Origin of the sequence: Pseudoalteromonas prydzensis, from assembly GCF_011050055.1 — a bacterium.
GTDB lineage: Bacteria > Pseudomonadota > Gammaproteobacteria > Enterobacterales > Alteromonadaceae > Pseudoalteromonas > Pseudoalteromonas prydzensis_A.
In genome coordinates, this window is sequence record NZ_DRGM01000133.1 from 64,212 (window position 1) to 75,836 (window position 11,625).

The 11,625-nt window shown below is 41.4% G+C and carries 10 protein-coding genes; 7 read left to right on the forward strand and 3 right to left on the reverse strand.

Translation table 11 applies throughout. The annotated features are described in order from the left end of the window. Positions 1 to 36 precede the first annotated feature (36 nt). Positions 37 to 2,280, reverse strand: a complete 2,244-nt coding sequence (gene lptD / locus ENH88_RS12960; RefSeq protein ID WP_304182707.1) for an LPS assembly protein LptD — start codon at positions 2,278 to 2,280, stop codon at positions 37 to 39. Between the two features lie 103 nt (positions 2,281 to 2,383). Here lptD and ENH88_RS12965 point away from each other — a divergent pair, with 103 nt between their 5' ends. From ENH88_RS12965 to djlA, 3 genes are read left to right on the forward strand one after another with little or no spacing between them, the layout of a single operon-like run. After that, positions 2,384 to 3,388: an aminoglycoside phosphotransferase family protein gene (locus tag ENH88_RS12965; protein ID WP_304182708.1), complete on the forward strand. Its 1,005-nt coding sequence runs from the start codon at positions 2,384 to 2,386 to the stop codon at positions 3,386 to 3,388. After that, on the forward strand, positions 3,388 to 4,098 hold the full coding sequence (gene murU / locus ENH88_RS12970; RefSeq protein WP_304182709.1) for an N-acetylmuramate alpha-1-phosphate uridylyltransferase MurU: 711 nt from the start codon (positions 3,388 to 3,390) through the stop codon (positions 4,096 to 4,098). Before ENH88_RS12965 ends, murU begins: the two co-directional genes overlap by 1 nt. Further along, positions 4,088 to 4,960 (forward strand): co-chaperone DjlA, encoded by an 873-nt coding sequence (djlA, locus tag ENH88_RS12975; protein WP_304182710.1) that lies wholly within the window; start codon positions 4,088 to 4,090, stop codon positions 4,958 to 4,960. Before murU ends, djlA begins: the two co-directional genes overlap by 11 nt. Here djlA and ENH88_RS12980 read toward each other — a convergent pair. After that, positions 4,943 to 5,863 carry a DUF3530 family protein gene (locus ENH88_RS12980; protein ID WP_304182711.1) on the reverse strand — a complete coding sequence of 307 codons (921 nt, stop codon included), beginning with the start codon at positions 5,861 to 5,863 and terminating at the stop codon, positions 4,943 to 4,945. The two genes, djlA and ENH88_RS12980, sit on opposite strands and share 18 nt — an antisense overlap. Before the next feature lie 69 nt (positions 5,864 to 5,932). After that, positions 5,933 to 6,586, reverse strand: a complete 654-nt coding sequence (gene rluA / locus ENH88_RS12985) for a bifunctional tRNA pseudouridine(32) synthase/23S rRNA pseudouridine(746) synthase RluA (protein WP_304182712.1) — start codon at positions 6,584 to 6,586, stop codon at positions 5,933 to 5,935. Positions 6,587 to 7,465: 879 nt separating this feature from the next. Between rluA and ENH88_RS12990 the strand changes: the two genes are divergently transcribed. The 4 genes from ENH88_RS12990 to ENH88_RS13005 all read left to right on the forward strand — a co-directional run. Beyond that, positions 7,466 to 8,470, forward strand: coding sequence for a Fe(3+) ABC transporter substrate-binding protein (locus ENH88_RS12990; RefSeq protein ID WP_304182713.1), 1,005 nt, complete (start codon positions 7,466 to 7,468; stop codon positions 8,468 to 8,470). After that, positions 8,470 to 10,101 (forward strand): ABC transporter permease, encoded by a 1,632-nt coding sequence (locus ENH88_RS12995; RefSeq protein WP_304182714.1) that lies wholly within the window; start codon positions 8,470 to 8,472, stop codon positions 10,099 to 10,101. The genes ENH88_RS12990 and ENH88_RS12995 overlap by 1 nt, the downstream gene beginning before the upstream one ends. A gap of 12 nt (positions 10,102 to 10,113) precedes the next feature. Beyond that, positions 10,114 to 11,163 (forward strand): ABC transporter ATP-binding protein, encoded by a 1,050-nt coding sequence (locus ENH88_RS13000; RefSeq protein WP_304182715.1) that lies wholly within the window; start codon positions 10,114 to 10,116, stop codon positions 11,161 to 11,163. Between the two features lie 47 nt (positions 11,164 to 11,210). After that, the coding region (locus ENH88_RS13005; RefSeq protein ID WP_304182716.1) for a Dyp-type peroxidase at positions 11,211 to 11,625 on the forward strand (415 nt) is incomplete at its 3' end.

Below are 11,625 nucleotides of genomic sequence, written 5' to 3' on the forward strand. Positions count from 1 at the left end.
ACTTTTTCTAATACTCTTGCTAATAGTACGGTAATACTAGTTATTAAGAAAATACGGTCTACGATAGCCAAAAATACCTTGTTGTAATAATTTTTGTGCATCATAACGGCTTTTACTACCTAACCCTTTTAAGACAATATTAAATCCAATACTTGAATCAAAAGTGGCTTGTTCTTGGCCTATCGCTTGATTTAAATCAGTTTCAATTTGACGACGGGCAGTAACTTGAAAGGCCCAACAGCAAGATTCATATTGCAATCCACTGAATACCTCAACACTACGGCCGCTTTCTAAATCGCGGTGATAGCTACTTACAAATTGCCATTGTTCACTGAGCGGGAAGCTAGTAAATAAGCCAACTTGTTCGATTGTATTGCCTGAGACATCATTTGCATAGCGATGGTTCAATTGTACGAGTTGATTATCGTCACCTTTATAATCTAAGGTCACATTTGACTGGATGACTTGTTTACCATCTGTGTCATATTGAATGCCACCGGATAAATACCAACGACGGTGCCAATGTAACATGGTTTGCGCGGCAAACAAGGCATTATAGTTAGTATCTGAATCTAAGTTTTGTGCGGTTGGCTTCGCTGAATCGCTTAAATAGAAGATTTGCCCAGCACTAAAGTTAAACAATTCTTCACTGTTATCGTTAAATAATCGCGTAGTGGCACCCAATGTAAATTGATTTGCAGCGGCGATACGATCCACGCTTGAGAAGCGGCTATCACGGAACAAGCCAAAAAAGTCATCTTGTAATTTAGTGGTGTCATAGAGGCCGATATCAGCTTGATCTTTGTCTGGAGTGTAAAGGTACTGTACTTGCGGCTCTAACGTTTGAATACCATTGTCGATCATAGTGGTATCACGTTCAAAATTTAGTTGGCTATATAAGCGCACTTTAGGCAAGGTACGCGATACCGTTTCAGCATAGTCAGTATTAGCTAAATCACCTTCTTGCTTATAGTTTGTGTGTAGCACACTAAACTCGGACAGAAACGACCAAGCATGCTCTTGATAACCATAACTGGCTTTAGGTTCTATGTGTATCCGAGTGGCTTTTTCTATGATTGCCGTATCATTGGTAAAATGGCTCAATTCACCATTGAGTGTGAATTCAATATCGCTAAAGCGAAACGGTGACGTTTGCGAAAAACTAATTTGCGGTAACGCAGCATAAGACTCGGTGTGATCACCTAATACTTCAAAATTTTGTACTTTAATATCCGTGCGCCATGTTTCACCTAAGTACGATAATGAACCGGTACGGTATAACTGGGTGTCGGTACGTGTTGCGTAATTCGAACCTAAATCAGTAAGGTAGTTATCATCACTGACGTTGGTTATATCTATAGCCGCACGCCAGTTTGCATCAAAATAACTTTGCTGTTGCCAGTGAAATAGAAAGCGTTCATCAAGTTCTGGCTCAGAGTCGTCTTTATCTAGGTACTCAAGCGCAACTAATCCTTCGTTGTTGTCACTTAAATAACGAAATTCGCCTTGCATTTGCAGACCTTTTTTAGACATATAGCGTGGCGTTATAGTGGCGTCGTAATTAGGCGCGATATTCCAATAATACGGAGTGATACTTTCAATACCATAACGGTCTGAACTGGAAATGTTAGGGGTCAATAAGCCTGACTTCCTACGCTCATCAATCGGAAAAGTAAAATAGGGTAAATAAAGCACTGGTGTATCCATGATGCGTAAAACCATATCATGGGTTTCCCCCCAGCCTTCTTCACGAGAGAGTAATATTTCTTCTGCTTGAATTGCCCACAATGGCGTTTCAGTTGGGCAGGTAGTAAAGCTTGCGTTCAGTAGCTCTAAGCCAGACTGGTTCACTGTGAGCTTTTCTGCACCACCGCGGCCTTGTTGATCGGTTAGTTGATAATCGGCACCGAGCAAACTGATTTCAGAACTATTTAAATCAGCATTGAGGCCAGAACTATTTACTTCACTGATAGCATCACGATAAGTAATAGGGCCTGTTGCATTAAGTAGCCCACGCTGTTTGTCAATTAGCGCACTTTGTGCGGACAAACTCATAGTAAGGGTGTTAATATCAACATTGCCGGTAAATTCTGCGCTTTGGGTACCAAGCAATTCAATATCATCTGATTGGATATCGACCATGCCTAAATCAAGGCCAGCAAGCGGTTGCCAAGCTCTGGTTTGCATTGAATTGCCACAAAAATTGTGTGTCAGTTCAGTTTCGGCAAGCGATGGTGCGCTGATCACACTTAGCATCATTATGCCCCAGGTTTTGCTCATTTATTAACCTTAATACGCTGTCGTTGAATATAAGAGTGACATAATAAAGGAAAACAATGGCAAATACAGTAATTGACTTAGTGAAAAATAGATATCTTACGAAATGAACCGTTATAAAAGTTTACAGCAGTTTTTAAATCCGCACTTCGAAGATGAAGTATATCAGCTTGCTGCGATCACCGGAGATGCGAGTTTTCGCCGCTATTTCCGCTTAAATCGCGGCCAAGATAGCTATATAGTAATGGACTCCGATCCCACCAAGCTGGATAACACTCCTTATATAGAACTTAATAAAGTTTTTTCTGAACATGGTTTCAAACTACCAAAAATATTACATGCCGATGAAAAACAAGGGTTCTTCTTATTAAGTGATTTAGGCAATGTACATCTTGCTGATATGCTCGATGATAAAGAACGCATCAATCATTATAAACATTTAATAAAACTCAGCGCACAGTGGGCAAAAATGCCTGCGGTTGAACATATGAAAGATTTTGACCGTGCGTTTTTAGAATTAGAACTGAGTATTTTTTTACAGTGGCTGGTTGAAGAGTTTTTACAACTGAAAATCAGTTCAGCAGAGCGAAAATTATGGCAAACTAGCTGTGAATTACTGATTGCTAACGTGCTTGCCCAGCCAAGAGTGACAGTGCATCGCGATTTTCATAGTCGTAATATTATGCACAGTGAGCAGCAATGGGCGATCATTGACTACCAAGACGCTGTGCAAGGCCCAGTTTGCTATGATCTGGTTTCACTACTGCGAGACTGTTATTTTAAGTTACCGCACGATGAGCTTGAATATCTGCTTGAGCATGCATTTAGCGAATTTGAGCAACAGGGACTGATCAGCAATATTAGCTTTGCAACCTTTAAACAATGGTTTGATTTAACCGGTATTCAGCGTCATTTAAAAGCTGCCGGTATTTTTTGTCGGTTGAATTTACGTGATGGTAAAGCTGGTTATATGGATAATGTACTGCCAACCCTACGTTACATTAGCGATGTTGCCCAAGATCATCCGCCATTAGTGGCACTGGGTCTATGGATCAACAACACTATTATACCGGCTACTGTAGTGGCACTCGATAAAGCGTCAGATAAATAATGAAAGCGATGATTTTAGCCGCTGGTCGCGGTCAGCGGATGATGCCATTAACCGCAGAGTTACCTAAACCGATGCTAAAGGTACAAGGTAAGCCATTAATCGAGCATCATATTGAACGACTAAAAAGTGCCGGGATCACTGATTTTGTTATCAACCTTGCGTGGCAAGGCGATAAAATTCGTGATTACTTTGGCGATGGTAGTCAGTTTGGTGTGCATATTGAATATAGCCAAGAACCCGAGCAGGGGCTGGAAACCGCAGGCGGTATTATCCAAGCTCTGCCTTTACTCGGCGAGCAATTTATTGTTATTAATGGCGATATATTTACCGACTATGATGTGAGCTCATTACTACATATTCATTTAGATGATGGCGAGGCACATATTGTGTTAGTTGAAAATCCAGCCCATAACCCAAATGGTGACTTTACCTTGCGTCATTTAGGTGAAGATAGCCCCAAGTATACATTCTCAGGTATTAGCCGTTTCCATCAGCAATTTTTTGCCGGGATGACTGCAGAGTCTCATCGCTTAGGGCCATTATTAAAAAGCAAATTAGCTGAGCAGCTTGTCTCTACTGAGTTGTATATCGGTCGTTGGGATGATATTGGTACGCCTGAACGACTCGCGCAATTGAATAACTCGTTAACAGCGCAACAAAATGAGTCTTTAAGTCATTCACACATTATAGGAGCACCCTATGTGGGGTAAAATTTTAGGTGCCTGTTTTGGCTTTATGTTTGGCCGCATTATAGGTTTATTTATTGGCTTATATTTAGGCCATATGTTCGATAAAAGCTTAAAGCAAAATTTTGATAAAGCCGGTGGTTTTTCAAGTTTATTTAAAGGTGATGATGACATTCATCAGCGCCAAGCATTATTTTTTACTAGCTGTTTTGGGGTAATGGGGCACATTGCTAAATCAAATGGGCGGGTAAGCGAAACTCATATTCGTGCCGCCAGTGTATTTATGGATGAAATGGGCCTTACTGGTGATGATCGCAAAGAAGCACAAGATGCTTTTAAAGCGGGAAAAGACAGCGACTTTTCGCTTAAAGAAACCGTTTTTGATTTTAAAGAGCGTTTTGCACGTCGCCATGATTTATTGCAGCTATTTTTAGAAATTCAGATCCAAATGGCGTTTTCTGATGGGGTACTTGCCGCACAAGAAAAAGAATTGCTGCAAGAAGTCAGTAAATTATTAGGGATCTCTAAGACCCATTTTGCGTTTGTACTTAAGCGTTACCAAGCAGAGTTTTCATTTCGTCAGCAGCAACAACGTTATCAACAACAGCAGCAACGCCAACAAGGGCAAGGCAGTAGCTATCGAGAAGGTTCAGGGCATCATGTACCGCCGAATAGTGGCATGAATCGTAGCCAAGCTTTGGCGTTGTTGGGATTAAATAATGAAGCCAATGAGCGAGAAGTTAAACTGGCGTATCGTAAGCTAATGGCACAACATCATCCTGATAAATTGGTTTCTCAAGGCTTACCTAAGCACATGATGGAACTGGCGGTAAAGAAAAGCCAAGACATTCAAGCGGCTTACGAGTTCTTAAAAAAGGCGGCGTAAAAAACCGTCTACTTCCTTGGTGAGGCGCTCGTGTTGCTGTGGCTGTGAGCGCAAACCAAATAACTCACGTTGGCGGTAATCATATTTACTGTGGCGTTTTACCCAGCGTTTTCTATCTGCCACACTGAGCAATAAATCAGGGTTATCAATGCTGTAGTAAATATCCAATAATGGCGGGCTAATCGTTGATATTATCGCGTTAAGTTGTTGGTTACGTTCAGTGTTTGGTAAATAGCTACTGAGGCTGACAAATGCATCAATATCAGTATTTGGAAATTCACCATAGTGCTCAAGTAACACCGCAGCACTGGCACCTTGGGCAATCACTACTATTTTTCCGTCTTCATTCAACGCACTTTGGTACAAGGCATTAAAGCGTGCTATTAAATTGAGTTTGTAATTATCGATTATCGCATTGCTTATTTGAGCAATCGCATCAACATGTACGGGGGCTTTAAGGGGAGCTGCAGATGATTCGTTATTGTCTGTTTGGTTACTATCAGCAGGCTCACTCTGGGCATTTTCTGTTTCAGCAGGTACGGCTTGCCAGTCGATATCAGGTACCGTCATCGCAAGTGTGGCATAGCCTAAATCATTTAGTTGAGTGCGTAAAAAGTTAACCCCATCATTATTGGTAGGTAAATGCTGCCAGTCAGGAATGATCAATACCACACCACGCTGTTGGGCACTCATATGCTCACGGTATAAACTCAAAAATTCAGTGTCACCTGCAAGCAACGGCTTTAGTTCATCTTGCGGCATTAAACGTGATAAATCACTACTGACAACAGTTGACCATGGCGTTGGTGTAATAAAGTCGGCAGCCTGTAAGGGCATCGTCAGTACAATAGCTGTCACTAAGCCCATTAAGTGCGATACTTTAAATTGTATACCAGTAATCATATCAGCCACCAAGATCAATCAATAAGTTGTTATCGACTTGAGTGGTAAAAAGTTTAGATGAATTTAGAGTTAAAAGTCAGGCTCTGCCGTAAATGTCATGACTTGTCCTGTAACAGGGTGCGCTAGTTGCAACATTTGTGCATGTAATTGTAGCCGTGCTGCTGCGGCTAATGCATCTGCATGAGCATACAGTCTGTCGGCTAAAATTGGGTGTCCGAGTGATAACATATGTACGCGTAATTGATGCGAGCGTCCAGTGATCGGAGTGAGTTCAACACGTGTCGCATGTGCTTCATATTCAATAACACTGTAGTGAGTTAAAGATGGCTTGCCATTATCATGATCAACCATTTGCTTAGGGCGGTTTGGCCAATCACAGATCAGCGGTAAATCAACCGATCCCGTTAATGGCTCTAGTTTACCGTACACTCGGGCAATATAGCGCTTAGCCGTTTGGCGCTCTTGAAACTGCATACTTAAATTACGATGCGCTGCTTTATGCATGGCTAAACAAATGATGCCAGAGGTTGCCATATCTAAACGGTGCACAATTTTAGCTGTAGGGAAAACGCGATTAACGCGAGCAATCAAGCAGTCAGCGTGCTTAGGATCTTTTCCTGGTACGGTTAGCAGTTCACTGGGCTTGTTCACAATCAGTAAATCATCATCTTGAAATATAATGTTTAAATACGGATCTAATGGGGGATTGTAGTTAATTAACACGGCCGACCTCAGTGATTTATAAGCGCGCTATTTTAGAGAAGTCACCGCTTATATACAATGAGTTTAGGTTAAGGGGTTTTTCAGGCAAAAGAAAAGCGCGAACTATCTCTAGTCGCGCTTGCGGAATCTTCTAATTTTCTGCATCCTGCAATTGAACTTAATCAACTCCTAAACTTTACAAATCCATGTGATCACGCTGTTACTTGTTCGTTCTGCGTGATGAAGGCGCTCCGAGCCTATCTCCTGTGTGCTTCCTTGTCATCCCTATTGGTAATGTCTATTACCTATCCTTTATGCATCATCCTGATGCTATCCTTTAATTAACAGTTCCATTGCGTTGCTCTTTAGAGCCTGTCCATTCGTCCGCTTTTATAACATCCTGTTTAACAACCCTCTTGCGAGCCATGTTGTTCGTCCTTTTCGCATCATCTTGACGCTGTCCGTTTATTTACTATCCTTAGTGCTACTCATCCTGAGCCTGTCCGTGAGTCCATGTTTTCCTAACGTAACCTAAATTCGAGGTTTATGAGTAATCAATCCTTGTCCGTTTACTCATTTAAGCGTCACTGCTTAACCGATGAAGTAAGTATAGAGGGTCTTTACAAACAAAATAGGCTAAAAATAGTAACGAAAATAAAGTCATCATTTTGTAATTTAATGAAAACTCTATTATTTCATGTGGTTAGTGTTTTTTAATGGTGTTTTAATGGTGTTTTTATGGTGCTTTATACTCAATAGCTGTCATAACCGTGAGATATATCGCACAACTGATTTCCATTATGGGCGTGGTCACCTTTGATTATTATTTAATGAGTGCGCAGATCCGAGGGACACGTTATCATTGCATGATAATAGTTATTATTTATATGGAAGCGATTTATGAAAAAGACATTAACAATTTTAGTTGGCTTAGTGGTTACTGCCCCCGTATTTGCAGAAGAAGCGGTCAATATTTATTCTTTTCGTCAACCGTTTTTGATTCAGCCAATATTAGATGATTTCACTGGGCAAACGGGTATTAAAACCAATGTGGTATTTGCTAAAAAAGGCCTGATTGAGCGCCTTAAGCGTGAAGGCAAACATAGCCAAGCTGATTTAGTCCTCACGTCAAATTTTAGTGATTTAACTCAATTAGAAGAGTTAGCGCTAACCCGGACAATTAACAGTGATGCCGTGAATGCCAATGTGCCTGTTAAGTTTCGTGATGCTGATGGCCAGTGGATTGCGTTAACGAAACGAGTACGAAATGTTTATTCGTCAAAAGAGCGCGTGGGTGCACTACCGCACTTAAGCTATGAAGAACTGGCCTTGCCTAAATACAAAGATAAAATTTGTACTCGCTCAGGTAAGCACCCTTATAACTTAGGGCTAGTGGCATCAATGATTGCCCATCATGGTGAAGCAGAAACTAAAAAATGGCTGGAAGGCGTAAAAGCAAATTTAGTTCGTAAACCACAAGGCAATGACCGTGCACAAGTAAAAGCAGTAAAAGAAGGCCTATGCGATTTGGCGCTGGGCAATAGTTATTATTTTGGCAAAATGATTGAAGATCCTGAGCAAAAATCATGGGCAGATGCAGTGCATATTAACTTTCCTAATCAAGATAACAGAGGCTCACATATTAATGTCTCTGGTGTGGTTATGACCAAGTACGCTAAAAACCCAGAAAATGCCTTGAAACTTATTGAGTATATGACCGACAATAAGGCGCAAAACATGTACGCTTCGGTCAATATGGAATATCCGGTAAAACCGGGCGTTGAATTATCAAGCTTAGTAGCATCGTGGGGCAGCTTCAAGGAAGACAGTTTAGCGCTTGATGAAATTAGCAAATATCGTCCTTTAGCACTTAAGCTAATCGATGAGGTGAAGTTCGATCTTTAATGAGTTTTAAATTCTCGCTGTCACGATGGCAGTTTTCTGCGTGGGTTATTGGCATACTGCTAATAACCCCGTTATGTTTTTTGTTGGTTGAATCTCTGCAAGGTGATTCCGAGGTGTTTAGTCACCTCTGGGATACCGTGCTGTGGGATTATACTCTCAATACACTGTTACTTATTTTAGGGGTTGGCGTTGTTAGTTGCCTTATCGCTTTGCCACTGGGTTGGTTAACAGCTTATTGTGATTTCCCAGGCCGTAGGCAGTTTGAATGGGCGTTAATGCTGCCCTTAGCAATGCCAACGTATATTATCGCCTATGTTTATACTGACTTGTTTGATTACGCTGGGCCGGTGCAAATAGCACTGCGAGACTGGTTTGATTGGCAATCTCCCTCCGACTATTGGTTCTTTGATATCCGTACTTTACCAGGTGCAATTATGATGATTGCTTTAGTGCTATACCCGTACCTGTATTTGATTTTTAAAACGGCACTACGCGAGCAATCATTTAAGTTAGTACAGGCGAGTCAGTTAATGGGATTATCACCTAAGCAGAGTTTTTTCAAAGTTAGTTTACCACTGGCGCGGGGGGCGATTGTAGCAGGACTGACGTTGATCAGTATGGAGGCAATGGCTGATTTTGCCACGGTAAATTACTTTGCTGTAAGTACCTTAACAACCGCGGTATACGATACCTGGTTAGGCTATTATTCATTAACGGCAGCAGCAAAAATCTCAGCAATTATGCTGCTTATTTTATTTTTAGTGTTGACGATGGAACGCTACAGTCGTCGTAATCAAGCGGTATTTGAACGCCAATCGGGCGTTAATAGTGATACGTTATATAACTTAACAGGCAAAAGCGCTTGGTTAGCAACGGGGCTTTGTTGTGTGGTGCTGTTTTTTGCTTTTGTATTACCGATTACGATGTTGATTGGATATGCTATTTCGTATGCTGATCAAGCGTGGAATAGTGCCTTTTTCCTTTATGCGTGGCACAGCTTTAAAGTCGCGATTATTGTCTGTGTTGTAACAATTACACTGAGTTTATTAGTGGTGTTTTATCAACGTATCGCTAAGCAAGCGTATCCGCTTATTCCAGGGCGCTTAGCCAGTACTGGCTACGCATTACCCGGTACAGTATTGGCGATAGCAGTGTTGTTACCTTTAACCTTGCTCGATGATAAATTAAACGCTTGGTTCGAGCCGATGGGCATTACACCAGGGTTATTATTGAGTGGTACTTTGTTTGCTATAGTTTTTGCTTATGTGGTGCGCTTCTATGCCATTGCTCACGGCGCAGTTGAAGCAAGCTTTATGCGGATCAGTCCATCGCTTGATATGGCCAGTCAATCAATGGGTAAAAGCCAAGGCCAAACATTGCGTAAGGTGCATATTCCGTTATTACGGCGCGGCATTCTAACCGCCGCACTGTTGGTTTTCATTGAGTGCATGAAAGAGTTACCAGCCGCTTTGTTATTAAGACCGTTTAATTTCGAAACGCTAGCCACCCATGTTTTTCAGTATGTCAGTGATGAGCAATTAGAGCTAGCCTCAATTTCAGCGTTAGCAATCGTGATGGTGGGGCTAGTGCCTTTGTATTTTGTTAATCGCTCGATGGAGCAACGTAGCTAAATGAGAAGTTAAATGAGCAGTTTAGTGTTAGAAGATTTATCGTATCAGTATAACGGCACTGCAGTCATTGAGGGCTTGGATTTAACCGTCGCAAAAGATGAAATTGTCTGCTTACTTGGTGCCAGTGGTTGCGGCAAAACCACCACCTTAAAAGCGATTGCAGGGCTGATAACAGCCAAACATGGCAAGGTATTTATCGACGGTAAGTTAGTCAGTGATGAGCATACATTTTTAGCACCAGAGTACCGAAATATCGGTATGATGTTTCAAGATTATGCGCTATTTCCACATTTAACAGTGGCTGACAATATTGCCTTTGGCTTAACAAAAATGAGCAAAGCGCAAAAACAACACCGTGTAAATGAAATGCTTGAGTTAGTGCATTTAGTTGGCTGTGCTAAACGCTTTCCTCATCAGTTATCGGGTGGTCAGCAGCAACGCGTGGCAATTGCCAGAGCGCTGGCTTACAACCCTAGTTTATTGTTATTAGATGAACCGTTTTCAAATATTGATACCCAAGTACGCTTTGAACTTATTGCTGATATTCGGCGTATTATCAAAAATCAGCAAGTATCCGCTGTATTTGTCACTCATTCAAAAGAAGAGGCGTTTGCATTTGCCGATACGTTAGCGATTATGGATTGCGGTAAAATTGCTCAACAAGGCACGCCAGAGCAGCTTTTTAATGCGCCAAACTCAAAGGTAGTTGCAGAATTTCTTGGTCAGGGCATATACTTAGACGCAGAAGTATTAACAGCAACTGAATACAGTACCGCTTTTGGCCGAGTTGCATCATTAATTGCACATAGCCATGCAAAGCACGTTGGGCAGCTCTATGTTCGTCCACATCATCTTGAATTAATACCTTTGCAATCACAAAGCAGTAATGCAAACACGGTGACTATATTAAATCGTCGTTTTGTTGGCTCGCATTTTGTGTATAAGGTCATCATTGATGGGCAAGAAATTGATGTTGCTGCTCAGTTGGGTCAATCATTTTTAGTCAATGATGATGTAACTATAAGAATAACACCGCACACGGTTAACTTTTTCGCTGAATAACTACATTCGCGTTCTGCCGTGTAGGACATTTGAGTTAAGGAAATACCATGGCGCAAGCGCAGTCAGGGATTTGTGCTGAAGCAAACTTGCACGGTTTACATTTATTTTTTAATGTACTTGATGGCCACGATGAGTCATTACGCAAAAAGTTAAAATATGTGAGTGCTATTCAAGATGAGTTTTCAGATCAGTTTTCTGAATCTATGCTCTCTAGTGTGGTTGCTGTCGGCGCACAGTATTGGCCACATATTTTGCCAGAGTTTTTGCCGAGTCAATTACAGAGTTTTCCTAACATTACCCATAGCGATCATGTTATGGGCGCGCAGCCGTTTGATTTGTTTGTGCAAATTCGTTCCGATAGAGAAGATGTGAATCATCTGTTTGCATTGCAAGTACTGAAATTATTCTCCCCTGATGTTGAACTCGTTGAGCAGGTAAGAAACTTTCGTTTTCTCGATGGTC